Origin of the sequence: Frankia sp. AgPm24, assembly GCF_023243055.1 — a bacterium.
Taxonomy (GTDB): domain Bacteria; phylum Actinomycetota; class Actinomycetes; order Frankiales; family Frankiaceae; genus Frankia; species Frankia umida.
The window spans coordinates 14,689-38,880 of record NZ_JALKFW010000001.1; the positions used below are offsets into that span (position 1 = coordinate 14,689).

Below are 24,192 nucleotides of genomic sequence, written 5' to 3' on the forward strand. Positions count from 1 at the left end.
CACAACCCATGCTTGACAGGACGCGTGACGCCTACTAAGCGTTGCGCGAACAGCGCGCCCGGCATCACGGGGACTCCGCGCTCCGGCCGATCCGCCTTCACAGGACGCGGCGTTCGGGTCGACCACACAGCGCCGCGTGGCGCCGCACCGCGCTCGCGTCGGTCAGCCGCGCCACCTGGTCGATGATCACGCGCAGGCGGGCGGCGTCGTCCGCCGCGTCCTCGAAGGCCGGCCGCAGCGCCGGGTCAAGCGTGCGGGGCGCGCCCGCGTGCAGCAGGTCGACGAGTTCGCCGACCAGTTCACGCTGACGTGCCTGGCGGGCCCGCGCCCCGGGCCGCTCCATCACGTACCAGGCGGTGACACCCTTGAGTGCGGCGCACTCGGCGATCGTCGCCTCGTCCACGACCAGATCCGCCCGGTGCCGCGTCAGGGGCCCCTCGGGCTGGCGCGCCCGGGTCGCACGCACGGCCGCGCCGGAGAACCGGCCGATGAGCTCGCTCGTCATCGCCCGCAGCGCCGCCTGACCGCGGGTCGAGGTGATCTCCGAGCGCGGCCACCACGGCTGCGCCCGCAGGGTGTCCAGGGCCACCGCGACGGCCGCCGCCGAGGCCTCCGGGAAACGCTGTGCGGTCGCGGCGGCGAGTTCCCCGCGATGGCCGGGATCATCCAGGGCGGCCAGCTCGATGTGACCGGCGACGACGCCGTCCTCGAGGTCGTGCACCGAGTAGGCGACATCGTCGGCCCAGTTCATGATCTGTGCTTCGACACAGCGCCGGACCGGTGGCGCACCCTCGCGAAGCCAGTCCAGGACGGCCAGGTCGTCGGAGTAGGCACCGTACTTCGGCGTCCGCGGATCCGGCCCCGCGCCGCGTGCCCACGGGTACTTCGTCGCCGCGTCCAGGCTCGCCCGGGTGAGGTTGAGACCGGCGCTGCGGCCGCCCTCGTCGACGATCTTGGTTTCCAGTCTCGTCAGCTCGCGCAGGCTCTGGGCGTTGCCCTCGAAGCCACCACACGACGCGGCCGCGATGTCCAGCGCCAGCTCGCCATTATGCCCGAATGGGGGATGGCCCAGGTCATGCGCCAGGCAGGCGGTGTCGACGAGATCGGGGTCCGCGCCGAGCTGCTCGGCGAGCTCGCGACCGACCTGGGCTGTCTCCAGCGAGTGGGTCAGCCTGGTCCGCGGGAAGTCGTCGTCGAGCGGCCCCACGACCTGCGTTTTCCCTGCCAGACGGCGCAATGCGCTCGAATGGAGCACCCGGGCACGATCCCGGGCGAAGGGACTACGCGGCTGCGGTGTAGCCTTCGGGCGCTCCGCGACCCGACGGACTGTATCCAACCAGCCATACCACTCTGCGACCACGATCCTGAGGGTATCGGGCCGATCGGCGGACTCCGACGGATCGCTGCGACGATACTTTGTGCGCACCCCTCACCAAATCGGCCCGGAGGCCCGCCGTGGACAAACTCGTCAAGTACGCCGCGATCGCATTCCTCATCTTCTTCGTGGTGACTGCACCGAACAGTGCCGCAAGTATCATCGACCGCGTGTTCGGATGGCTGCAGTCATGGGCCAACGGGGTCTCCGAGTTCGTGAGCGACACCGCGCTGTGACCCCGGCGGCTCCCCCGGCCGTACCGGGGGTCCCCGACCGGACCGCGAGGCAGTTGACGCCTGCCGCGACGTCTCGGTGTGGGATCGGTGCCCAGCAAGCCACGATCTCTGGAAGACTGAGATCGTGGTGAGACTCCAACTGCCAGATCCGGCTCAGCGCGACACGAAGTACCTGGCCTCACAGGAGCGCCTGGTCATGATGGTCCGCCAGCACTGGGCGATCCTGCTCCCCGTCTTCCTGCAGACGGCGGGGTCGGTGCTGCTCGCTCTGGTGGCGAACGTCCTGTTCGCCGCGCAGGACGTCGACGCGGGCTTCATCACCATCCTGCTGTGGTACTTCGCGCTCTTCATGATCCTGCGCATGCTCTGGAAGCTCGCGGACTGGCAGTTCGACCACCTGATGATCACGGACAAGCGCCTGCTCAAGGTGTCCGGGATCTTCTTCCGCAAAGTCCAGACGATGCCACTTTCCAAGATCACGGACCTGACCTACAACCGCGACCCCATGGGGCGGCTGCTCGGCTACGGCGAGTTCGTGGTCGAGTCCGCCGGGCAGGACCAGGCGCTGTCGAACATCAAGTTCCTGCCACGCCCGGACCGGCTCTACCTCACCCTGGTCGACATGACCTTCGGTGGGGCGCCGTCGCCCGCGGGCGACGACTGAACCGTCGGCAGGCGGGCCGGCGGCCGCGACTGGGCCGGCGATCATGCCGGACGGTGGCAGCACATCCGCAGAACGAACGGGGCCGGGGGGATCGATCCCCCCCGGCCCCGGTTTAGTTCCGGGTCCGTCCCCGCTCGGCGGACGCCCCCGCGGTCGGCGGCGGCCCCCCCGCGCCCCCCCCGGCGGGGGCCCCCCCCCCCCCCCCCCCCCCCGGGGGGCGGGGGGCCCCCCCCCCCCCCGGCCCCGTTTTCGTTCCGGTTCCGTCACCGCTCGGCGGACGCCACCTCGTTCGGCGGCGGCCGCCGCTCAGCCCCGCGGGCTCAGCGCAGCAGGTCGCGCGCCGCGTCGACGATGTGCGGCGCCGAGATGCCGGCGGCGTCCAACAGTTCGACAGGCGTGCCCGAGCCGGGCAGCGACCGCACCGCGAGGTGGCGCACCGACAGCGGGAGGCCGCTGTCATCCAACGCCGCGAGCACCGCGCTCGCCAGACCACCCTCGGGGTAGTGGTCCTCGGTGATCACGATGCGCCCACCGGTGGCCCGCGCCGCCTCGAGCACCGTGGCGGCATCGATCGGCTTGACCGAGTAGAGGTCGATCACCCGGGCGCTGACACCCTCGGCGGCCAGTGTGTCGGCGGCCGCGAGCGATTCGTGCAGGGTCACACCGGCACCGATGAGTGTGACGGTGTCGGCATCCGTACGGCGCAGCACCTTCGAGCCACCTGGCGCGAACGGCTCGTCCGGGCCGTAGAGCACGGGGTAGGCCCCACGGGTCGTACGCAGGTAGCTGATGCCGGACAGATCGGCCATCACCTCGACCAGCTTCGCCGTGGACGTGGCGTCGCTGGGGTAGAGCACCGTCGAGCCGTGCACGGCCCGCAGCATCGCCAGGTCCTCCAGCGCCATCTGGGACGGACCGTCCGCGCCGATCTCGACGCCCGCGTGGCTACCGGCCAGTCGGATGTCGACCTGGGAGATCGCCGCCATCCGGATGAAGTCGTAGGCACGGGAGAAGAAGGCCGCGAACGTGGACGCGAACGCCACGTACCCGCGCACCGACAGGCCCACCGCTGTCGCCACGAGCTGCTGCTCGGCGATGAACATCTCGAAGAAACGCTCGGGGTGGACCTTGCCGAAGTCCTCGGCGTGGGTGGAGTTGCTGACCTCGGCGTCCAGTGCGACCACGTCGGTGCGCGCACCGATGGCGGCCAGCGCCTGGCCGTAGGCCTTGCGGCTGGCGACCTTGGTGCCGAGCTCGAAGGTCGGCAGGGTGATCCTGGGGCGCTGGACGGGGACCGGCCGGGGCAGCTCCGGTCCCGGAACCGGGCCGCGCACCCGCAGGTCACGCTCTCCGCCGAGCTCGACGATCGCGCGGGCCGCCATGTCCGCTGGCAGTGGCTTGCCGTGCCAGTTCTCCTTGTCTGCGATCTCGGAGAACCCCTCGCCCTTGCGGGTGCGGGCGAGGATGACCGTCGGGCGGCTCGCGTCCTCGGCGTCGGCGAGGGCCGCGTCGATCGCGTCGATGTCGTGCCCGTCGATGACGACGGCGCGGGCGCCGAACGCCTCCACCCGCTTGGCGTAACGGTCGAGGTCCCAGCCGATCTCGGTCGGGCCGCGCTGGCCGAGCCGGTTGACGTCCACGATCGCGACGAGGTTCGTCAGCTGGTAGTAGGCGGCCTTGTCCAGCGCCTCCCAGATCGACCCCTCGGCCATCTCGCTGTCGCCACAGAGCACCCAGACCCGGTAGGGGGACTTGTCGAGGTACTTGCCGGCGATCGCGACACCGACCGCGTCGGGCAGGCCCTGGCCCAGCGAGCCCGTGGCCACGTCGACCCAGGGCAGGATCGGGGTGGGGTGGCCCTGCAACCGCTCGCCGAAGCGGCGGTAGCCGTTCATCAGCTCATGGTCGGTGACCACGCCGACGGCCTTGTAGACCGAGTAGAGCAGCGGGGACGCGTGCCCCTTCGAGAAGATGAGGTGGTCGTTGGCCGGATCCTCGGGGTTGTCCCAGTCGTAACGCAGATGCCGGGCGACCAGCACGGCCAGCACATCCGCCGCGGACATCGACGAGGTGGGGTGCCCGGAGCCGGCGGAGGTGCTCGATCGCACCGAGTCGACCCGCAGCTGCTGTGCGAGTTCCCGGACCGTCTTCAGATCGGCCGTACCGACCGCGCCCTCGGTTACGGGAGTTGCCACACCAGTCTCCTTATTGTGATCCTCTACGGTGATCGTCAGGTGTCACACGCCGCGTGGCCCGCATTACTGCCTTGCGCCACTACTGTTCGTCGCACTACCCTTCCGCCCGGCGATCCGAACCGTACCAGCGCGGCTGACCACCGAAGGGGGCCGCACGAGCCGCTGGTAGGTCACATCGACGAACGGTCAGCGCCAACCGCAGCCCCACCTCGGAGGGCTCCGCAACCGCGAGCTGCCCCGGATGTCCGGTCACACCGCGCTGGACGTGGCCTCCGGCGGCGAGGCGCGGTGGAACAGCTGGTACCAACGGTAACCAATTCCCTCGCGCACGATGTAGTGGAACCTGGTGTCGATTCCATGAACGGACGGCCCGCTGGTGACCGGCGAGGTCTGCGCGGCCAGGCCCAGATCGCGGGCCATCGTGCGGGAACGCAGGCTGTGCCATGGATCGGTGACGATGACCGTGGAGCGCAGGTGCCGGGCGTTCATGACGCCGGCGACCGCCGTCAGTGACCCGAGTGTGTCCGATCCCTCGGGAATCACGATCACCTTTTCGGCCGGGACTCCGTGGCGACGCAGATACGCGGCGCCGGCCTCGGCCTCGGTGTACCGGTCGCCCGGTTGCTTGCCACCGATTGTGATCACCACTGGTGCGACGCCGGCGCGAAAGAGCACCGCGGCGTGGTCGAGGCGAGCGGCGAACACCGCGGAGGGACGTCCGTCGTACTGGGACGCCCCCAGCACGACCAGCGCGTCCGAGCGGGGATGGTGATCCTCTCGCCCGACCCACCACACCTGGACGACCGTCACCGCCGCCAGCACGACCGACCCGACGGTCAGCGTCACCGCGACCCGGATCGCCCACCGCCACCAGCGGACGCGATACCAGTCCGCACTGAACGGACGAAAAGCTCGAAATGGTCGGACGACTCGGCCAGGAACGGACAGACCCACTCGCAGGACGTTAGCCCCTCCCGTCCCCGCCCAGACGGCCCCGCCCACGGCAACCCGTCAAAACCGGCCACATAAGCCGTCAACTGGCCGGAAGGGGCCAGTTGACAGGCACAACGGACCGGTCCGTTCGGGCTGGGCTAACCGAGTGCCTCCCAGTCCAGGGTGCCCGCGGTGAGGTCGCGGATGCGCGCGAGCAGCCCCAGCCGGGCCGCGCGCACGGCCGGGTCGGGATCCATCACCATGAGCCCGTCGAAGAAGCCGTCGACAGCCGCCGGCAGTTCCACCGCCGTGGCCGCCGCCACGAGTTCGGCGAGCGGGACAGCCCCGGGCGCGGTGCCGGTGGGCGCGGTGCCGGTGGTGAGGCGGGCGGCCAGGTCGGTGACCGCGCCCAGCAGGCGGGCGGCGGCGGGTTCGGTGAGCCGGGCGGCATCGACCGTGGCGGGGGTGCCTGCGGGGACGATCCGGCGGACTCGTTGCAGCGCGGCGGTGAGGACCGCGAAACCGGGCTGTTCGAGCAGGGTGCGCAGGGTCGCCAGGGTGTCGGCGGCCCGCACGGGCGTGCCGGTGAGCGGCCCGACGGCCGTCACCAGCCGGTGGTCGACACCGCTGTCGAGCAGCTGCTGGGCGTACCGCCCGCGGACGAACACCTCGGCGGCCTGGAGTGCTTCGGCGCTGACCGGCACGGGGGTGCGCTGGGCGGCGCGGGCGAGCAGGTCGGCCACCGAGAGGCCGGCCAGGCGCGGCTGGCCGGCGAGGATCGCCGCCGCGCCGAGGGCAGCGCGGCGCAGGCCGAACGGATCGGAGCTTCCGGTGGGGGCCGCGTCCAGGGCGAACAGGCCGACGAGCAGGTCAAGGCGGTCGGCGAGGGCCAGCAGGGCGCCGGGCGTCGACGCGGGCAGCTCATCGCCGGCGCGTCGGGGCAGTTCCATCTCGAACAGGGCGAGGGCGACCGCCTCGGTCTCCCCGGCGCGCCGGGCGTACTCGCGGGCCATCGTGCCGGCCAGGCTGGACAGCTCGATCACCATCTGGGTGGCCAGGTCGAACTTGGCCAGGGCCGCGGCCCGGTCGAGGGTGACCCGCTCGTCGTCGACGAGGCCGATCTCGTCGGCGAGTGCGCGGGCGAGCGCGCCGATCCGGTCGGCCCGGTCGGCGACCGAACCGAGGCGCTGCTCGAAGGTGAGTCGGGCCAGATTCGCCCGGAACGTCTCGAGCCCGACCGTGACGTCGGCGTCGTAGAAGAACGCGGCGTCGGCGAACCGTGCGCGGATCACGTCCTCGTTGCCGGCGCGCACCAGCGCCTCGTCGACCTGCCCGTCGGGTACCGCGACGAACGCGGGCAGCAGCTGGCCGGAGGAGTCCCGCACCGGCAGGTAACGCTGGTGCTTGCGCATGACGGTGGTGAGGATCTCGGCGGGCAGCTCGAGGAAGCGGGCCTCGAAGGCGCCGAGCAGCGGCCGCGGATACTCCACCAGGTTCGTCACCTCCGCGAGTGTGCCGGCGTCGGCGACCGGGTCGATGTGCCCGCCCTGGTTGGCGGTGAGCTTCGCGGCCCGCTCGACGATCACCTCGCGGCGCTCCGCCGGGTCGAGCAGGATGCCGTGCGCCGCGAGCAGCTCGGGATACCCGGCGGCCTGGCTCACCTCGATCAGCGGGGAGCCCGCTCGCCGGTGGCCGCGGGTGGTCCGCCCGGCGGCGAGGCTGGCCACCGCCACCGGCACCACCGTCTCGCCGAGCAGCGCGACCAGCCAGCGCACCGGCCGGCTGAACGACAGCGCCGGGTCGTTCCACCGCATGTTGCGCTCGCCGCGCAGCCCCGCCACCACGTCACCGAGCAGCCCGGCCAGCACCTCAAGGGCGTCGCGGCCGGTGTCGGTCCGCACCAGCGCGACGTGCTCGACCCCGCGGTGGTCGACGGTCCGCAGGTCCGCCGCGTCAGCGCCCTGGCCGCGGGCGAAACCGAGGGCGGCCTTCGTGGGAGCACCGGCCGCGTCGTAGGCGGCCGACGCCCGCGGCCCGCGCACCACGCGTTCGACGTCCGGCTCGCGCGGGGCGACCTCGTCGACGACGGCGACGATGCGCCGCGGGGTGCCCGTCACCCGCACCTCGCCATGGGTGAGGCGGGTCGCGGCCAGCCGCTCGACCAGCCCCGCGCGCACGGCCGCGATCGTCCGGGTCACCTCGACGGCCGGCAGCTCCTCGGCGCCGATCTCGAACAGCAGCGTCGAGGGTGCCACCACCGGCGCGCCCCCCGTGGCCGCGACGGCCGGTGCCGGCGGCTCGGCGATGCCCAGCGGATGACCGAGTTCCTCGCGCCGTTCCCGCCACAGCGCCGCGACCTCACGGGACAGCCCGCGCATCTGCGCGAACGAGGTCGCCCGCTCGGTCGTGGACACCGCCCCCCGGGAGTCGAGGATGTTGAACGCGTGCGAGCACTTCAGGACATACGAGTGCGCCGGCACGGGAAGCCGTGCGTCGATCAGCCGGCGGGCCTCGCCGGCGTAGTCCGCGTACATCCGCCGGACGGTGTCGATGTCGGCGTCGTCGAGGTAGTACCGCGACATCTCGTATTCCGACTGGCCGAACACCTCCCCGTACGACACTCCCGGGGCATACGTGAGCTCACTGAAGTGACGCACCCCCTGCAGCGCCATGAGGATGCGCTCCATGCCGTAGGTGATCTCGACGCTGATCGCGTCCAGACTCTGCCCACCGGCCTGCTGGAAGTAGGTGAACTGGGTGATCTCCAACCCGTCGAGCCAGACCTCCCAGCCCAGGCCCCACGCGCCAAGCGCCGGGGACGCCCAGTTGTCCTCCACGAACCGGACGTCGTGGGCGGCGGTATCCACCCCGATCGCCGCGAGGCTACCCAGGTAGAGCTCCTGGGCGTTGCCGGGGTCGGGCTTGAGGATCACCTGGAACTGGGTGTGCGTCTGCAACCGGTTGGGGTTCTGCCCGTAGCGTGAGTCATCCGGACGCACCGAGGGCTCCACATACGCCACCCGCCACGGCTCGGGACCAAGTACCCGCAGCACCGTCGCCGGGTTGAGCGTACCGGCGCCGACCTCGGTGTTGAACGGCTGCATGATCATGCAGCCCCGGTCGGTCCAGTAGCGGGTCAGCGCCAGCAAAGCGTCCTGCATGGTCAACATCGGTCTGGCCTCGGCTCCTCGGCTCTGCACGGTCGCCTTGAGGCTACCGGTCGAGGCCGAGCCCGGGCGCCGCGACATCGGCATCGGCGGCCCGGTCGGAGCGGTAGACCCGCGACGACCTTCCCGGCGCGAGTCCGGCCGCCGCGGACGCCGCAACCTCGGCGGACGCCGTGACCTCGGCGAGCGCCGTGACCTCGGCGAGTACCTCGAAGGAGCCCGGGGCGTCCACTGCATGGACGAGCAGCGGCGTCAGCGTGCACCGCACGTCGAACGAGGACAGCGCCCGCCGCCAGGCGCCGGGGCCGTCCCATTCGGTGGTGAGCAGCCAGGTCCCGGGCGCGTCCAGGGCGCGGGCCAGTCGTCCGCTACGAAACCCGGCGCACCGCGCCAGCGCCGCCAGTGCCGCGCGTGCCGAGACGGCGAATCCAGCCCCCGCGACATCCGACACCGACTCAGCCAGCCCGGACCCGTCCACCCCAGGCCCGTCCAGCCCAGACCCCTCCGACCCGGGCCCCCCCAATGCGGGCCCGTCCACCGTCGGGTCGGGGGTGGCGGGGAGCCGGAAGATGATCTGCGCGAGCACCGGAGGCGCGGGGTCAGGCACGATGGGCGACGGTACCGCCGTAGCGACGGTCCCTGCGGGCGAACTCCTCGCAGGCGGACCACAGGTGGCGGCGGTCGAAATCGGGCCACAGGGTGTCGACGAAGGAGAGCTCGGCGTAGGCGGCCTGCCAGAGCAGGAAGTTGCTCAGACGCTTCTCCCCGGAGGTGCGGATGACCAGGTCCAGATCGGGCATGTCGGGCTCGTCCAGGTAGCGGCCAACCGTGGCCTCGTCGATCCGGTCCGGGCGCAGCCGGCCCTCCCGGACGTCCCGGGCGATCGCGGCGGCCGCGTCGGCGATCTCCGCACGACCGCCGTAGTTGACGCACATCACCAGGGTGAGCCGGTCGTTGTCCCGGGTGAGCTCCTCGGACGCCTCCAGACGGCGAATCACGTTGCCCCACAGCCGCGGTCGCCGTCCCGCCCAGCGGACCCGAACGCCGAGGGCATCCATGTCGTCGATGCGGCGGCCGAACACGCGGTCGGTGAAACGCATCAGGAAGGCGACCTCCTCCGGGGAGCGCTTCCAGTTCTCCGTCGAGAACGCGTACACCGACAACCAGCGGACACCGAGTTCGATCGCGCCCTCGACGCAGTCGAACAGCGCGTCCTCGCCGGCCTCGTGGCCCTTGGTCCGGGCGAGCCCGCGCACCTTCGCCCATCGGCCGTTGCCGTCCATCACGATGCCCACGTGCTTGGGGATCAGATTCGCCGGCAGCGCCGGGGGCCGGGCTCCGGACGGGTGCGGGTGCGGCTCCCGAAAGCGAGTCGCCAGGTCATTTCGAACAGTCACTGCCTACCTCCCGAGATCCGGCCGGGGCAGCGCCGAGCCGTCATCCGTCACACCGCCGGCCGTCACACCGCCGGCCGCCGCACCGCCGGCCCGCACACCGTCGCCCGTCACGCCACTGTCCGCCACGCCACTGTCCGCCACGCCCTTGTCCGCCACGCCGTCACCTGCCATCGCCACACCGTCCCCCTGCCGGCACCCTCCGGCTGACCGCCGTCGCCGCCGTTGTCGCCGTACACCTCACCATGTCCGCCTTCGCTCCCCTGCAGCGCGTCCCCCCACCCCGGCCATATCCTCACGCCCGTTCCAGATGCGGCAGCGCGCGCAGCCCTCGCTCGAGGTGCCACTGGAGGTAGGCCGCGACGATGCCGCCGGCCTCCCGCCGGGCCCGCAGGTCGCTGCGCAGCGCGCCGTCCCACTCGCCGCGCAGCAGATCGGTCAGCAACGCCACCGCCCCGGCCGACACCGACGCCGCGCCGTGCGGACGACACCGGGCACACACCATCCCGCCACCCGCGACGGACAGCGACAGATGCTCACCCGGCTCCCCGCACCGGGCGCAGTCGTCGAGCGCCATCCCGTACCCGGACACCGCCAGCGCACGCAGCACGAAGGCGTCCAGCACCAGCGGCGGGGGGCGCTCCCCGGCCGCGAGCGTGCGCAGGCCGCCGACGAGCAGCAGGAACAGTCGCAGCGCCGGCTGACGCTCCTCGCTGGTGAGCCGTTCGGCGGTCTCCAGCATCACCGCGGCCGCTGTGTGCCGGGCGTAGTCGGTGGCGATCGTCGTGCCGTAGGGCGCGATGATGTCGGCCTGGGTGACCGTGTCCAGCGCCCGCCCCTCGTGTAGCAGCAGGTCGACATACGTCCCCGGCTCCAGGCGGGAGCCGAAGCGGGAGGATGTCCTGCGCACTCCCTTGGCCACGGCCCGCACCCGCCCGGTGCGCCGGGTCAGCACTGTGATGATGCGATCGGCCTCGGCGAGCGGGGTCGTACGCAGCACCACCCCTTCATCGCGATACACCGGCACCCGCCCATGGTTGCACGAGCCCCCTGCGACAGGGTAAAGCGAGGTAGCCCGACGTCTCCGCGCCCGCGTCGACAGGACGTCCGGTGGCTCCCCGTTGCCCGGTGCCCGGCCCACCATGCGACCGCCCGCATCCGACCCTCCCGCATCCGAGAACTGCCGGTATGGACGGACTCACGCATCGTGTCCACCCCTACGGCGAGCCGGGACATCCCCGCACGGCACCCCGGTCATTGCGGATGATGGCTGGGTGCGGGTGGTGCGGGTGGTGCGGCGGGCGGCGCGGGCGATCCTGATCGACGACAGCGGACAGCTGATCCTGTTCCGCCGGACCCTGCCCAAGCGCAAGCCGTACTGGTCAACCCCGGGCGGCGGGGTGGACCCCGAGGACGCCTCGGTGGAGGCTGCTCTGCACCGCGAGCTCGCCGAGGAGCTCGGTGCGGTCGTCGACCGCGTCCAACCGGTGTTCTTCATGAGCCCACCCCGCAACGGTGGTCTCGCCGTGTCCCACTTCTTCGTCTGCCGACTGGTCTCGATGGACCTCTCGCTACGCACCGGGGAGGAGTTCTCCAACCCCGCCAAGGGCCGTTACGACGTCGAGCGCATCGACCTGTACAGCAAGAAGCTGGCTCGCTACGCCCTTCAACCCCCCGAGCTCAAGACCTTCATCCTCACCAACCGCCAGGCTCTCATCCTCGCCGCCCTCGACGACACCGCCCCCGCCCTGCACACCCCACCCGCACCGCTTCCCCCGACCGCACCGCTTCCCCCGACCGCACCCACCACGCCATCGGACGAGCCCGCCGCACCACCAGAGGCCCCTGCTCCGTCAGGAGGCGGATCAGGACCAGCGGCACCGCAGGACGCCGACACGTCGACCAGCACGAGCCCACAGCGGCCTCGACGAGGCTGGTGGCACCGGACGGGACGAGGCGACGCGTAGCGGCGGTCGGGTCAGAAGCCCAGACGACGCAGCTGGCGGGGGTCGCGTTGCCAGTCCTTGGCAACCTTGACGTGCAGGTCGAGGAAGACGGGGGTGCCGAGCAGCGCCTCGATCTGCGAGCGGGCCCGGGAACCGACGTCCTTGAGTCGGGAGCCGCCGGCGCCGATGACGATCGCCTTCTGGCTGGGGCGTTCCACGAAGACATGGACCCGCACGTCCAGCAGCGGACGATCGGCGGGGCGGTCCTCGCGGGGAATCATCTCCTCGACGACGACGGCCAGGGAGTGCGGCAGCTCGTCGCGAACGCCCTCCAACGCGGCTTCCCGGACGAGTTCGGCGACCATGACCTGCTCCGGCTCGTCGGTGAGTTCACCGTCGGGGTAGAGCGCGGGGCCGGTGGGCAGGTGCGAGACGAGCACGTCTGCGAGCACGTCCACCTGGAAGGAGCGCACGGCGCTGACGGGGACGATGTCATGGAAGTCGCCGAGTTTGGCGACCTCCAGCAGACGCGCGCCGACCCGGTCGTGGTCGGCGACCTTGTCGGTCTTGGTGAGGATCGCGATGATCGGGGTGCGCTTGGGCAGCCGGGCCAGTTCCTCGGCGATGAACCGGTCGCCGCGACCCAGCGGCTCGTCCGCGGGCATGCAGAACCCGACGAGATCCACCTCGGAGAGCGTGGCCCGCACGACGTCGTTGAGCCGTTGACCGAGCAGGGTCCGCGGCCGGTGCAGGCCGGGGGTGTCGACGAGGATGAGCTGGGCGTCGTCGCGGTGCACGATGCCGCGGATGGCGTGCCGGGTGGTCTGCGGCCGGCCGCTGGTGATGGCCACCTTGGACCCGACGAGGGCGTTGGTGAGCGTGGACTTGCCGGCGTTGGGCCGGCCCACGAAGCAGGCGAACCCGGCCCGGTAGCCGGGCGGGCTCTCGCCCACCGGCACCAGGTTGGACGACGCGGCGGCCAGCGGCCGGGAACCGCCGGCGGGACCCGAACCACCACTGGCACGGGAACCACCGGTGGCACGGGAACCGCCCGATGAGCGGGTGGAGCGGGAAGCGGCCATGTCAGCTGGTGGTCCTTGCGCGCAGAATGCCGTCGGGTCCGGCCACGAACACGGGAACGCCGGTGCCGAACTCGGCCAGGGTGGCCAGGTCGTCGGCGCTCGGGCCGGCCGCCAGGTCGGAGGTGGACTCGCCGGTGACGACGGCGGCGGCCTCGAAACGCCGGGCACCGCTGGACACGGCCGCGGCGATCGCCGCACGCAACGCCGAGATGGCGAGCTCCGGGCGGGCGAGGCCGAGGGTGGCGGCGTTGTAGGTGCGGCCGTCGGTGTCCCGCAACGCCGCGCCCTGGGCGACGGCTCCGGTGGGGACATAGGCGCGCAGGCGGGCGGAGCGAGCCAGCACGAGCAGTTTCGCGTCCTCGGCGGCAAGCTCCGGGCCAGGCCCGCCGACGGCCGCAACCGGGCCGGACACGGACGGATCGGTCGTCACGAGATCACCTTTCGCTGCTCTGCCGCGCTCTGCTTCGACGAACCGTTGGTGGCGGGTGCTTCGCCGGGCGCCGGGGCGGGTCGCCGGGCGACGACGATCGTGCCGATCTGGTTGCGGCGACCCGCCGCCCGCTCGGCCGTCAGCCGCAGGCCGGCGACGGTCGCGCTGGCACCCGGGATCGGGACCCGACCAAGGGCGGTCGCCAGCAGGCCGCCGACGGTGACCGAGTCATCCGCCCGGGGAAGCTCGTCGACGTCCAGATCGAACATCTCACCGAGATCGTCCACGTCGAGGCGGGCGGTTACCCGAGCGGTGTCGGCGTCGAGCCACTCCACCGGGGCCACCTCGTTGTCGTACTCGTCGGTGATCTCACCGACGATCTCCTCGAGGATGTCCTCGATGGTCACCAGGCCGGCTGTTCCACCGTACTCGTCGATGACGATCGCCATGTGGGTGCGGGAGGCCTGCATCTCACGCAGCAGGTCGTCGGCGGGCTTGCTCTCGGGCACCAGGGCCGGTGCCCGCATGATCTCCGCGACGGCGACCTCGTGCTCCGACACGACCGTGTCGCGTCCCGCGTCGGCGGTGTCGTGCGTCGGGGCGTCCTCGGCGCGCTCGTGGCGGACCATGTCCTTGAGGAAAGCGATCCCGACCACGTCGTCCACGCTGTCGCCGATGACCGGGACGCGGGAGAACCCGCTGCGCAGCGCCAGTGAGAGGGCCTGGCGCACCGACTTGGTCGACTCGATGAACACCATGTCCGGACGGGGCACCATCACCTCGCGTACCACGGTGTCGCCGAGCTCGAACACGGACGCGATCATGTCGCGTTCCTCGCGTTCGATGACCTCGTTCTCCTGCGCGAGGTCGACCAGGTCACGCAGTTCCGCCTCGGAGGCGAACGGCCCGTCGCGGTAGCCGGGGCCGGGGGTCACCGCGTTACCGAACGCGATGAGCAGCCGGGGCAGCGGGCCGAGGATACGGGCCAGCCGCACCGTGATCCCGGCGGTGGCCAGGGCCACCCCGGGTGCGTGCTGGCGGCCGACGGTCCGAAACATCACGCCGACGAGGATGTAGGCGATCAGTGTCGCCACCAGCGCGCCCAGTCCGACCGCGGCGAAGCCGGAGCCGTAGGCATGGACGAACAACACGGTCAGACAGGCCGCCGCCAGCATCTCGGCGGCGATCCGCAGCAACAGCAGCGGCGCCAGGTAACGGCCGGGGTCGGTGACGATCAGTGACAGGCTCGCCGCGCCGGCCCGACCCGCCCGGGCGAACGTGTCGACGGCGACCCGCGAGACCCGGGTCAGGGCCGCGTCCACGCAGCCGAAGCCGGCGGCGGCCAGGGAACCGACCACGGTCAGGAAGAGCAGTACCAGCGTGCCGGAGCTCATCGTCGACGATCTCCGGTCAGCGTTCGTCGGCCGGACCGGTCTCGCCAGTCCCGCCCGCCGCACCCGTGCCCTCACCCGCGTCGGATGTTCCGCCCGCGGCACCGGACGCGCCCGCCGCGTCCGCCGGCCCGTCCACCGTGGACGTGCCCCCGCGGGTGGCCTCGCCGGCCGTGGTGGCAGGCCGGGTGGGGGTGGCCTTCACCGCGGTGTCCCAGGCGGACAGCAGCCGATTCTGGATCTTCCACATCTCGCGTTCCTCGTCCGGCTCGGCGTGGTCGAACCCGAGCAGGTGCAGGATGCCGTGGGTGCACAGCAGGTGCAGCTCACGTTCGAACGCGTGCCCGGCCTGCTCGGCCTGGCGATGCGCGACCGACGGGCAGAGCACGACATCGCCGAGCAGCAGCGTCGGATCGTCGTCGCCGGACTCCGACCAGGAGGCGTCGAAGGCCTCGTCCTGCGCGAACGACAGGACGTCGGTGGGACCCTCCTCGCCCATGTACCGCACGTGCAGGTCGGTCATGGCCTTTTCCTCGACGAGCAGGACGGACAGCTCCGCGAGCGGGCTGACCTTCATCGCGTCCAGGACGAACCGGGCGAGCGCCGTCAGCAGCACCTCGTCGACGTCGGTGGCGCCGGACTCGTTCGCGACGAACACGGCCATCAGCGGTCCTCTCCGACCGCCGGAACGGTCACCGTCGGTCCCGACGGGCGGATCGGCCCGAAGCCGACGACGCACCCGCACCCGCACCCGCCGCACCCGCGTCCTCGGCGGCGTCCCAGCGGGCGTAGGCGTCGACGATCTCGCCGACCAGCCGGTGACGAACCACGTCGGCGCTGGTCAGCGACGCGAAGTGGACGTCGCCCAGCCCGTCGAGGATCTCGCGGACCACCCGCAGGCCACTGCGGGTGCCGCTGGGCAGGTCAACCTGGGTGATGTCGCCCGTGACGACGATCTTGGCACCGAAGCCGAGTCGGGTCAGGAACATCTTCATCTGCTCGGGCGAGGTGTTCTGCGCCTCGTCCAGGATGATGAACGCGTCGTTGAGGGTCCGGCCACGCATGTAGGCCAGTGGCGCGACCTCGATCGTGCCGCTCTGCATCAGCCGGGGAATCGAATCCGGATCGATCATGTCGTGCAGCGCGTCGTACAGCGGCCGCAGATACGGGTCGATCTTCTCGTACAGGGTGCCGGGCAGGAAGCCGAGCCGCTCCCCCGCCTCCACCGCCGGACGGGTCAGGATGATCCGGTTGACCTTCTTCGCCTGCAGCGCCTGCACGGCCTTCGCCATCGCCAGATAGGTCTTGCCAGTGCCGGCGGGACCGATACCGAACACGATGGTGTGGGTGTCGATCGCGTCGACGTAACGCTTCTGGTTGAGCGTCTTCGGCCGGATCGTGCGACCACGGTTCGACAGGATGTTGAGGGTGAGGACCTCGGCGGGGCGCTCCTGCGCTCCGCTGCGCAGCATCGCCAGACAATGGTCGACGTGCTGCGGGGTGAGTTCCGTACCGGCGTCGAGCAGTGCGATGAGCTCGACGAACAGTTTCCTGGCGAGCTCGTTGTCGGCCGGCGCACCGGTGATGGTGATCTCGTTGCCGCGGACGTGGATATCGGCGGCGACGGCCCCTTCGATGGTGCGCAGCAGCTCGTCCTGATGGCCGAGCAGGCTCACCATGCTGTGCGGTCCGGGAACGACGATGCGCGTCGTGACCGGGGCGGGCGACGCGACGGAAGGCGTGGCGGATTCGGGCATAGAGAGCGGCCGGTGACGGCCGCGGCACCTCTCGGCTGTGGGGTTACCTGCAGTGTCGAATATCCAGTCTAGCCAACCTCAGCCCGACCCGTCCCAACGACCGAGTTCGGCCAGCACGATCGACGCGGCGACCACTCCGGCGGTCGACGTCCGCAGCACGGTCGGCCCGAGCCGGGCCACCGCCGCACCCGCCGTGCGCAGGTCGTCCACCTCGGCGTCGGTGAGGCCGCCCTCGGGCCCGACGACGAGCAGGATCTCCCCCATCCCACCGTCGCCCGACCGCTCGTCGCTGCCCGACCGCTCGTCGCTGCCCGGTCGGTCGCGCAGCAGTCCGACCAGCCCGTGCGTGGCCTGCTCGTGCAGGGTGACGGCGACGGTGGTCACGATGGCGGCCCGGCGGGCGAGTTCGGCGAGGCTCGCCAGCGGCGCGACCGTCGGCCAGTGCAGGCGGTGGGACTGCTTGGCCGCCTCCTGCGCGGTGCGGACCCAGCGTTCCCGCGCCCGGGCACCGCGTTCACCCTCCCAGCGGACCACCGAGCGGGCCGCCGCGAACGGCACGATCTCGTCGACGCCGACCTCGGTGAGCATCTCCACGGCGCGTTCGCCGCGATCCCCCTTGGCCAGTGCCTGGGCGACGACCAGGCGCACACGGGGCGCCGCCGCCTCGACCCGCCGTCGCACGGCGCAGTCGATCTCGTCCCGGCGGACGGCGACGACCTCGCATTCCAGCGCCCGGCCGGCGCCGTCGGTGAGATCAACCGGCTCACCGGGGCGCAACCGGCGCACCGTGGCCGCGTGCCGGCCCTCGGGACCGGCCAGGGTGACGACCTCGCCCGTGGGCAGCGGGCGCAGGTGGAACAGGGCGTTGGTCAGCGGGGGTCCTCGGTCCTCAGCGCCCGCGCCGTGAACCTCGGCGGCGGAACAGCCCGCTGGCGCCACCACCGGTCGCCCCACCGACGATCACCGGGGCCTCTTCGTCGCGCAGCTTGGCGAGCTCGCGCAGCAACCGCTCCTGCTCGGCGTCGAGCTTCGTCGGCGTCTCCACGTTGATGTGGATGTGCAGGTGACCACGGCCCGCGGCGCGCAGGTGCGGCACTCCACGGCCGGCGAGGCGGATGACCTCGCCCGGCTGGGTGCCGGGCTTGACGGCGATCGTCTCGGTGCCGTCGAGCGTCTCCAGGGTGGCGGACGTGCCCAGCGCCGCCGAGGTCATCGGCAGGGGGAGCTCGCAGTGCAGGTCGTCGCCCTCCCGGGTGAACACCGCGTGCTGCCGCTCGGACACCTCGACGTACAGGTCACCGGAGGGCCCACCGCCCGGGCCGACCTCGCCCTCCCCGGAGAGCCGGATGCGCATCCCGTCCTCCACCCCGGAGGGGATCTTGACGGTGAGGGTGCGGCGCTTACGGACCCGGCCGTCACCGCCGCAGTCCCGACACGGGTGCTCGATCACCGTGCCGGTACCCGAACAGCGCGGGCACGGACGCGAGGTGACCATCTGCCCGAGGAAGGAGCGGGTGACCTGCTGGACCTCGCCGCGACCGGCGCAGGTGGAGCAGGTGGACGGGTGGGTGCCCGGCATCGCGCCGGCACCGGTGCAGGTCGTGCAGACCGAGGCGGTGTCGACGGTGATCTCGCGAGTGGCACCGAAGGCCGTCTCGGCGAGGTCGAGTTCGATGCGCAGCAGCGCGTCGTTGCCGCGGCGCACCCGCGAACGCGGGCCACGGCTGGAACCACCACCGAAGAACGCGTCCATGATGTCGCCGAGGCCACCGAAACCGGCGCCGAACGGCGAGGCACCGCCGCCCCCGCCGGGGGCCAGCGGGTCACCCCCGAGGTCGACGATCTGCCGCTTCTCCGGGTCGGACAGCACCTCGTAGGCGGCGGTCACGCTCCGGAAACGCTGCTGCGCCTCCTGGTCGGGGTTGACGTCGGGATGCAGTTCCCTGGCCAGTTTGCGGTAGGCCCGCTTGATCTCGTCGTTCGACGCGTCTCGACGCACGCCGAGAACAGCGTAGTAGTCCACGGCCATCAGTCGGCACCCAAGAGTTCACCCACGTATTTGGCGACGGCCCGCACGGCCGCCATCGTCCACGGATAGTCCATCCGCATCGGCCCGACCACGCCCATGCCGCCCAGCGCGAAAGGTCCGCGACCGTAGCCGGTGGCCACGACCGCCGTCGACCGCAGGGCGTCCACGTCCGTTTCTCGGCCAATGCGTACTGTTACAGTACCGGTCTCCCGCGCCGACCCGATGAGCTTCATCAACACGACCTGTTCCTCGAGCGCCTCGAGGATCGAGCGCAGCGAGTCGGCGAAGTCGACGGTGGCGCGGGTGAGGTTGGCCGTGCCGGCCATGGCGATCCGCTCCTCCTGCGGCTCCACCAGGGTCTCCAGCACCGCCCCGGCCATCGTCGCGACACACGGCCGCAGCTCGGGTCGGGTCAGGTCCGGCAGGACCGAGACGGCCTCGGGGGCATCGGTCAGGCGCTGCCCGGCGAGCGCGCAGTTGAGCGTGCGGCGCAGCTCGCCGACGATCTCCTCGTCCACCGGGGTCAGGCTCTCGATGATCCGCTGCTCGACCCGACCCGTGTCCGTGATGATCACCATGAGCAGCCGCCGTGGGCTGAGCAGCACGACCTCGATGTGGCGCAGACTGCTGCTGGACATCGTCGGGTACTGCACGACGGCGACCTGCCGGGTGAGCTGGGCGAGCAGCCGCACCGAGCGGTTGACCACGTCGTCGAGGTCGACCGCGCCCTCCAGGAAGCTCTGGATCGCCCGCCGCTCGGCCCGCGACAACGGTTTGACGCCGGAGAGCCGGTCGACGAACAGCCGGTAGCCCTTGTCGGTGGGAATCCGCCCGGCGCTGGTGTGGGGCTGCGTGATGTAGCCCTCTTCCTCCAACGCGGACATGTCGTTGCGCACGGTGGCGGGCGAGACACCGAGGCCGTGCCGCTCCGCCAGCGCCTTGGAACCCACCGGCTCATTGCTCAGGACGAAGTCCTCCACAATGGCACGAAGGACTTCCAGACGCCGATCCTCCAGCACGCGGTCGCACCCCCTTCGGCAGGCGTGACGTGACCGGTTGGCCGGACCTGCACCGACCGGTACCGGGCCTGGCACTCGGCTACTGCGAGTGCCAAGTGTAGCCCGCCGCCCCGACTCGAGGCACCCAACATAAGCCGTCACACAACAGACCGACGAGGTTCCTGGCAAGGTTCCCGCCGGATGTGGCGGGACGGCTCAGTCTGCGAGCAGGGCGCGTACCACCGTGTCGGTGAGCAGCCGGCCACGGCGGGTAAGACGCACGACGTCCGACTCCAGCCCGCCGGGTTCGACCAGACCCGAGCGGGCCAGGTCCCGCGCCGCGGCCCGGCCAGGCTCGTCCAGCTCGTCGAACGCGAGCCCCTCGGCGAGACGCACACCGAGCATGATCCGCTCGACCCGTCGGGTGTCGGGGTCAAGCTCCTCGCGGGCGGCCGCCGGACTGCGCCCCGCGCCGAGCCGGGCCGCGTACTCCGCCGGATGGCGCACGTTCCACCAGCGCACGCCGCCGACGTGGCTGTGGGCGCCGGGGCCGAACCCCCACCAGTTGTCCCCACGCCAGTAGCCGAGGTTGTGCTGGCAGCGGGCGGCGGGGTCACGCGCCCAGTTGCTGACCTCGTAGTTGGCCAGGCCGGCCGCGCCGAGCACCTCGTCGGCCAGCACGTACCGGTCGGCGAGCAGGTCGTCGTCGGGTTCGAGCAGTTCACCGCGGCGCACCCGGCGGGCGAGCTTCGTGCCGTCCTCGACGGTGAGCGCGTAGGCGCTGACATGATCCGGGCCGAGGTCGACGGCGGCCCGCAGGCTGGCCAGCCAGTCGGCATCCGACTCCCCCGGCGCACCGTAGATCAGGTCGAGGCTGACCTGCTCGAAACCGGCCTTGCGGGCCCACCGCATCACCTCGGACACCCGACCCGGGGTGTGCCGGCGGTCGAGCGCGGCGAGCACATGCGGACGATCACTCTGCATGCCGAACGAGATCCGGGTGTAGCCGGCGGCCCGCAGCTGCTCGAGCTGGGCGGGATCGACCGACTCCGGGTTCGCCTCGGTGGTGACCTCCGCGTCCGCGGCGAGCCCGAACTCGTCGGCGATCAGCCGCGGCAGGCGGGCGAGATCAGCGGGTGACAGCAGCGTGGGCGTGCCGCCACCCAGGAAGATCGTCGAAACCGGGCGCCCGACCTCACCCAGCACCCGGCGGGCCAGGCGGATCTCGGCACCGGCGATGTCGACGAAGGTCGTCAGACCCACCGACGAGACCAGGGCGCCGCCGAGATCGGCCGCCGTGTAGGTGTTGAAGTCACAATAGCCGCAGCGGGCCGCGCAGTACGGCACGTGTATGTAGACCCCGAACGGACGCTCGGCCAGTTCGGTCAGCGCGGCCGCGGGCAGCACGCCGTCGTCGGGGGGAGCTGCCCCGTCGGGAGGCTTTTGTGGCATGCCCCCAGTGTGCCCCCGACAGGTGGGTTTACGGCAACGCAATGTTCGTCCGATGTGCCGGACCGCCCGGGAGAGCTACGGGGGGACCACGCGCGGATACCCCGGAACGCGCGCCCGCGCACGCTCGGCGGGGGGTCACGTTTTGCCGTTGTTGTGGGCAGAACGGAGGATTATGGGCGGCGGGTCGTGGATCAGTGGCACCCGATACGAAAAGATCCAGTCATGGACGAGGACACCAGGCCTGTGCTGTCGGAGATCTCCGCACTGCTCCCACCCCGCACCACCGTGTATCGCTCCAGCGCCGCCGCGAGCGTCATGGGCCAACCCCACGTCCCGCTCGTCCCGGCGCTGGCGCACCCGTTCGTCGAGCCGGTGACCGAACCGATTCCCCTGCGCGCCGCGCCACTGCCCGCCGGGTGATCCGCGGGCCGGTGGACGGCGCCGCAGCCGGCACCGTCCACCGAAAGTCCCCGCGGCCGCGCCACTACCTGCCGGTGGGGCTGGCCTTTCCCGCATCGGTGGACAGCGCCGCGATGAAGGCCTCCTGCGGCACCTCGACCCGTCCGATGGTCTTCATCCGCTTCTTGCCCTCCTTCTGCTTCTCCAGCAGTTTGCGTTTGCGGGTGATGTCACCGCCATAGCACTTGGCCAACACATCCTTGCGGATCGCCCGGATGTTCTCCCGGGCGATGATCCGGCTGCCGATCGCCGCCTGGATCGGCACCTCGAACTGCTGACGTGGGATGAGTTCGCGCAGCCGGGAGGTCATCGACACGCCGTAGGCGTAGGCCTTCTCCCGGTGCACGATCGCGGAGAAGGCGTCAACCGCCTCCCCCTGCAGCAGAATGTCCACCTTGACCAGATCCGCGAGCTGCTCTCCGGCCGGCTCGTAGTCCAGGCTCGCGTACCCGCGGGTCCGGGACTTCAACGAGTCGAAGAAGTCGAAGATGATCTCGCCAAGCGGCAGCGTGTACTTCAGCTCCACCCGGTCGGCGGACAGGTAGTCCATCCCGCCCAGCACGCCGCGCCGGCCCTGGCACAGCTCCATGACCGCGCCGACGAAGTCGGTCGGCAGCAGCAGCATCGCCTGCACGATCGGCTCGTACACCTCGGCGATCTTGCCACCGGGCCAGTCGCTCGGGTTGGTGACGGTCAGCTCGGAGCGGTCCTCCATCACCACCCGGTAGACGACGTTCGGCGCGGTGGAGATGAGCGTGAGGTTGAACTCGCGCTCCAGTCGCTCCCGGACGATCTCCAGGTGCAGCAGGCCGAGGAAACCGCAGCGGAAACCGAAGCCCAGCGCCGCGGACGTCTCCGGCTCGTAGGTCAGGGCGGCGTCGTTGAGCTGCAGCTTGTCGAGGGCCTCCCGCAGCGCCGGGTACTCGCTGCCATCGATGGGATACAGCCCCGAGTAGACCATCGGCAGCGGGTCCCGGTAGCCGCCGAGCATCTGCGTGGCCGGCCGACGGGAGGTGGTGATCGTGTCGCCGACACGGGCCTGGCGGACGTCCTTCACCCCCGGGATGACGTACCCGACCTCACCGACCGACAGCGACCCGGTGGGGTGCGGGTCCGGGGAGATCACGCCGACCTCGAGCGTCTCGTGGCTCGCGCCCGTCGACATCATCAGGCAGCGGTCCCGGGTGGTCAGGGTCCCGTCCATCACCCGGACGTAGGTGATCACTCCACGGTAGATGTCGTACACGCTGTCGAAGATCATCGCTCGGGCCGGGCCGTCCGGGTCGCCGACCGGGGCCGGGATCTGGCGGACGATCTCGTTGAGCAGTTCGGGGACGCCCTGGCCGGTCTTGCCCGAGACCCGCAGCACGTCGTCCGGGTCGCAGCCGATGATGGCCGCGATCTCGGCACCGACCTTCTCCGGCTGCGCCGCCGGCAGGTCGATCTTGTTCAGCACCGGGATGATCGTCAGGTCGTTCTCGATCGCCAGGTACAGGTTGGCCAGCGTCTGCGCCTCGATGCCCTGCGCCGCGTCGACCAGCAGCACGGCGCCCTCGCAGGCGGCGAGCGAGCGGCTGACCTCGTAGCTGAAGTCCACATGCCCGGGCGTGTCGATGAGATGCAGGATGTAGTCACGGTCGTCGTCGGCCCGCCAGGGCAGCCGCACGTTCTGCGCCTTGATCGTGATTCCGCGCTCACGCTCGATGTCCATCCGGTCGAGGTACTGCGCACGCATGTTGCGCGCATCCACGACGCCGGTCACACCGAGCATGCGGTCGGCAAGGGTCGACTTGCCATGGTCGATGTGCGCGATGATGCAGAAGTTGCGAATCATCGCCGGATCGGCGCCGGGTGACAGGTGCGGGGCTGCGGACACGCGGAAGGTTCTCGTTTCGCTCGCGAGGGTCACGGGAGCGCCTCCCGTGCCGGGATTCTGGACGGCCTCACTGTTCATCGTGCCAGGAGCCGGCGACCTGCATCGTGCCAGGAGCCGACGCCGCCGCGCACCGGGCGACATCCGGTTTGATAATCTGCGCACGCGGCCGGTGGCCGTACGATGACTTCCGCACGATCCCGGCCGGGCACCCTCGCGGCCGGGCACCATCCCGACTCGACATTCAGAGGTTCCTCCGCGTGGCCAACATCAAGTCGCAGATCAAGCGCAACCTCACCAACGAGAAGCGGCGGCTGCGCAACAAGGCGGTCAAGTCCGAGCTCAAGACGCACGTCCGGCGCTTCCGTGAGGCTGTGGACGCCGGCGACGTCGAGCGTGCCGAGACCACGCTGCGTGCCGCCAACCGCAAGCTCGACAAGGCCGCGAGCAAGGGTGTCATCCACCTCAACCAGGCCGCGAACCGCAAGTCGGCGCTGGCCCGCGCCCACGCGAAGCTGACCGCCAGCTGACGTCGTCCGGTCAGGCCGGGGTGCCGTCGGCCCCCGGCTTTTCTGCGTACCCGATCGCACCCGCACCATCGTCACCCGCGCCCACCGTCTGCGGCCGCGGGCGCACCAGCCGTTCGAGTACCTCGTGGTAGCCGACGACAGCGGCGACGGCCATGGGCAGCACCAGTACGACCCAGGCGCTGGCCAGATCCCCGAGTGCGACGACCACGGTCAGCAGCCCGGTGATCGTGACCAGTGTGCCCCGGGCCCAGCCGGCCGGCAGCACCCGCAGCTCCGTCATT

24 protein-coding genes are annotated in these 24,192 nt (G+C 71.3%); 5 read left to right on the forward strand and 19 right to left on the reverse strand.

What is annotated here, in order from left to right; translation table 11 throughout:
* Positions 1 to 97: 97 nt before the first annotated feature.
* Positions 98 to 1,360, reverse strand: a complete 1,263-nt coding sequence (locus MXD61_RS00065; protein WP_248810600.1) for a deoxyguanosinetriphosphate triphosphohydrolase — start codon at positions 1,358 to 1,360, stop codon at positions 98 to 100.
* 95 nt (positions 1,361 to 1,455) lie between these two features.
* Here MXD61_RS00065 and MXD61_RS00070 point away from each other — a divergent pair, with 95 nt between their 5' ends.
* A complete protein-coding gene (locus MXD61_RS00070; RefSeq protein ID WP_175084481.1) occupies positions 1,456 to 1,611 on the forward strand; it encodes a hypothetical protein in 156 nt (51 codons plus the stop codon).
* 124 nt (positions 1,612 to 1,735) lie between these two features.
* Complete coding sequence (locus MXD61_RS00075) at positions 1,736 to 2,275, forward strand: PH domain-containing protein (RefSeq protein WP_248810601.1); 540 nt, start codon at positions 1,736 to 1,738, stop codon at positions 2,273 to 2,275.
* Between the two features lie 320 nt (positions 2,276 to 2,595).
* Here the strand turns inward: MXD61_RS00075 and MXD61_RS00080 are convergent, their stop codons facing one another.
* The 7 genes from MXD61_RS00080 to recO all read right to left on the reverse strand — a co-directional run bounded on the left by MXD61_RS00080 (position 2,596) and on the right by recO (position 10,991).
* Positions 2,596 to 4,470 carry a transketolase gene (locus MXD61_RS00080; protein ID WP_248810602.1) on the reverse strand — a complete coding sequence of 625 codons (1,875 nt, stop codon included), beginning with the start codon at positions 4,468 to 4,470 and terminating at the stop codon, positions 2,596 to 2,598.
* 249 nt (positions 4,471 to 4,719) lie between these two features.
* Positions 4,720 to 5,316 carry a YdcF family protein gene (locus MXD61_RS00085; RefSeq protein ID WP_374628177.1) on the reverse strand — a complete coding sequence of 199 codons (597 nt, stop codon included), beginning with the start codon at positions 5,314 to 5,316 and terminating at the stop codon, positions 4,720 to 4,722.
* Positions 5,317 to 5,561: 245 nt separating this feature from the next.
* Positions 5,562 to 8,573: a glycine--tRNA ligase gene (locus MXD61_RS00090; protein ID WP_248810604.1), complete on the reverse strand. Its 3,012-nt coding sequence runs from the start codon at positions 8,571 to 8,573 to the stop codon at positions 5,562 to 5,564.
* Positions 8,574 to 8,616: 43 nt separating this feature from the next.
* Positions 8,617 to 9,177 (reverse strand): peptidoglycan-binding protein, encoded by a 561-nt coding sequence (locus tag MXD61_RS00095; protein WP_308222646.1) that lies wholly within the window; start codon positions 9,175 to 9,177, stop codon positions 8,617 to 8,619.
* The gene (locus tag MXD61_RS00100) at positions 9,170 to 9,967 is read right to left on the reverse strand and encodes an isoprenyl transferase (protein ID WP_163547852.1); all 798 of its coding nucleotides are present in this window, start codon (positions 9,965 to 9,967) and stop codon (positions 9,170 to 9,172) included. The genes MXD61_RS00095 and MXD61_RS00100 overlap by 8 nt, the downstream gene beginning before the upstream one ends.
* Positions 9,968 to 9,970: 3 nt before the next feature.
* Complete coding sequence (locus tag MXD61_RS00105; RefSeq protein ID WP_248810605.1) at positions 9,971 to 10,138, reverse strand: hypothetical protein; 168 nt, start codon at positions 10,136 to 10,138, stop codon at positions 9,971 to 9,973.
* A 121-nt stretch (positions 10,139 to 10,259) separates the two neighbouring features.
* Positions 10,260 to 10,991, reverse strand: a complete 732-nt coding sequence (gene recO, locus MXD61_RS00110) for a DNA repair protein RecO (RefSeq protein ID WP_248810606.1) — start codon at positions 10,989 to 10,991, stop codon at positions 10,260 to 10,262.
* Positions 10,992 to 11,238: 247 nt separating this feature from the next.
* On the opposite strand from recO, the gene MXD61_RS00115 reads away from it, so the two are divergent.
* Positions 11,239 to 11,931 carry an NUDIX domain-containing protein gene (locus MXD61_RS00115; RefSeq protein ID WP_248810607.1) on the forward strand — a complete coding sequence of 231 codons (693 nt, stop codon included), beginning with the start codon at positions 11,239 to 11,241 and terminating at the stop codon, positions 11,929 to 11,931.
* Between the two features lie 11 nt (positions 11,932 to 11,942).
* On the opposite strand, the gene era is transcribed toward MXD61_RS00115, so the two are convergent.
* The 9 genes from era to hemW all read right to left on the reverse strand — a co-directional run bounded on the left by era (position 11,943) and on the right by hemW (position 21,049).
* The gene (gene era, locus MXD61_RS00120) at positions 11,943 to 12,992 is read right to left on the reverse strand and encodes a GTPase Era (RefSeq protein ID WP_248810609.1); all 1,050 of its coding nucleotides are present in this window, start codon (positions 12,990 to 12,992) and stop codon (positions 11,943 to 11,945) included.
* A gap of 1 nt (position 12,993) precedes the next feature.
* Positions 12,994 to 13,422: a cytidine deaminase gene (locus MXD61_RS00125; RefSeq protein WP_248810610.1), complete on the reverse strand. Its 429-nt coding sequence runs from the start codon at positions 13,420 to 13,422 to the stop codon at positions 12,994 to 12,996.
* On the reverse strand, positions 13,419 to 14,816 hold the full coding sequence (locus MXD61_RS00130; protein WP_248810612.1) for a hemolysin family protein: 1,398 nt from the start codon (positions 14,814 to 14,816) through the stop codon (positions 13,419 to 13,421). The genes MXD61_RS00125 and MXD61_RS00130 overlap by 4 nt, the downstream gene beginning before the upstream one ends.
* A 16-nt stretch (positions 14,817 to 14,832) precedes the next feature.
* Entirely contained in the window at positions 14,833 to 15,477 is a 645-nt protein-coding gene (gene ybeY, locus MXD61_RS00135; RefSeq protein WP_374628181.1) for an rRNA maturation RNase YbeY, read from the reverse strand.
* 28 nt (positions 15,478 to 15,505) lie between these two features.
* Positions 15,506 to 16,570 carry a PhoH family protein gene (locus tag MXD61_RS00140; protein ID WP_248810613.1) on the reverse strand — a complete coding sequence of 355 codons (1,065 nt, stop codon included), beginning with the start codon at positions 16,568 to 16,570 and terminating at the stop codon, positions 15,506 to 15,508.
* A 78-nt stretch (positions 16,571 to 16,648) separates the two neighbouring features.
* Positions 16,649 to 17,443 (reverse strand): 16S rRNA (uracil(1498)-N(3))-methyltransferase, encoded by a 795-nt coding sequence (locus MXD61_RS00145; protein ID WP_374628222.1) that lies wholly within the window; start codon positions 17,441 to 17,443, stop codon positions 16,649 to 16,651.
* A gap of 16 nt (positions 17,444 to 17,459) precedes the next feature.
* The gene (dnaJ, locus tag MXD61_RS00150; protein ID WP_248810614.1) at positions 17,460 to 18,599 is read right to left on the reverse strand and encodes a molecular chaperone DnaJ; all 1,140 of its coding nucleotides are present in this window, start codon (positions 18,597 to 18,599) and stop codon (positions 17,460 to 17,462) included.
* Positions 18,599 to 19,618 carry a heat-inducible transcriptional repressor HrcA gene (hrcA, locus tag MXD61_RS00155; RefSeq protein ID WP_248810615.1) on the reverse strand — a complete coding sequence of 340 codons (1,020 nt, stop codon included), beginning with the start codon at positions 19,616 to 19,618 and terminating at the stop codon, positions 18,599 to 18,601. Before hrcA ends, dnaJ begins: the two co-directional genes overlap by 1 nt.
* A gap of 195 nt (positions 19,619 to 19,813) precedes the next feature.
* Positions 19,814 to 21,049: a radical SAM family heme chaperone HemW gene (hemW, locus tag MXD61_RS00160; protein WP_248810616.1), complete on the reverse strand. Its 1,236-nt coding sequence runs from the start codon at positions 21,047 to 21,049 to the stop codon at positions 19,814 to 19,816.
* Between the two features lie 222 nt (positions 21,050 to 21,271).
* Between hemW and MXD61_RS00165 the strand changes: the two genes are divergently transcribed.
* Complete coding sequence (locus tag MXD61_RS00165) at positions 21,272 to 21,469, forward strand: hypothetical protein (RefSeq protein WP_248810617.1); 198 nt, start codon at positions 21,272 to 21,274, stop codon at positions 21,467 to 21,469.
* A 64-nt stretch (positions 21,470 to 21,533) separates the two neighbouring features.
* Here the strand turns inward: MXD61_RS00165 and lepA are convergent, their stop codons facing one another.
* Complete coding sequence (lepA, locus tag MXD61_RS00170; protein WP_308222647.1) at positions 21,534 to 23,384, reverse strand: translation elongation factor 4; 1,851 nt, start codon at positions 23,382 to 23,384, stop codon at positions 21,534 to 21,536.
* Between the two features lie 257 nt (positions 23,385 to 23,641).
* Between lepA and rpsT the strand changes: the two genes are divergently transcribed.
* Positions 23,642 to 23,911: a 30S ribosomal protein S20 gene (rpsT, locus tag MXD61_RS00175; RefSeq protein ID WP_163547862.1), complete on the forward strand. Its 270-nt coding sequence runs from the start codon at positions 23,642 to 23,644 to the stop codon at positions 23,909 to 23,911.
* Between the two features lie 10 nt (positions 23,912 to 23,921).
* On the opposite strand, the gene MXD61_RS00180 is transcribed toward rpsT, so the two are convergent.
* Entirely contained in the window at positions 23,922 to 24,191 is a 270-nt protein-coding gene (locus tag MXD61_RS00180; protein ID WP_248810618.1) for a hypothetical protein, read from the reverse strand.
* Position 24,192: the final 1 nt, after the last annotated feature.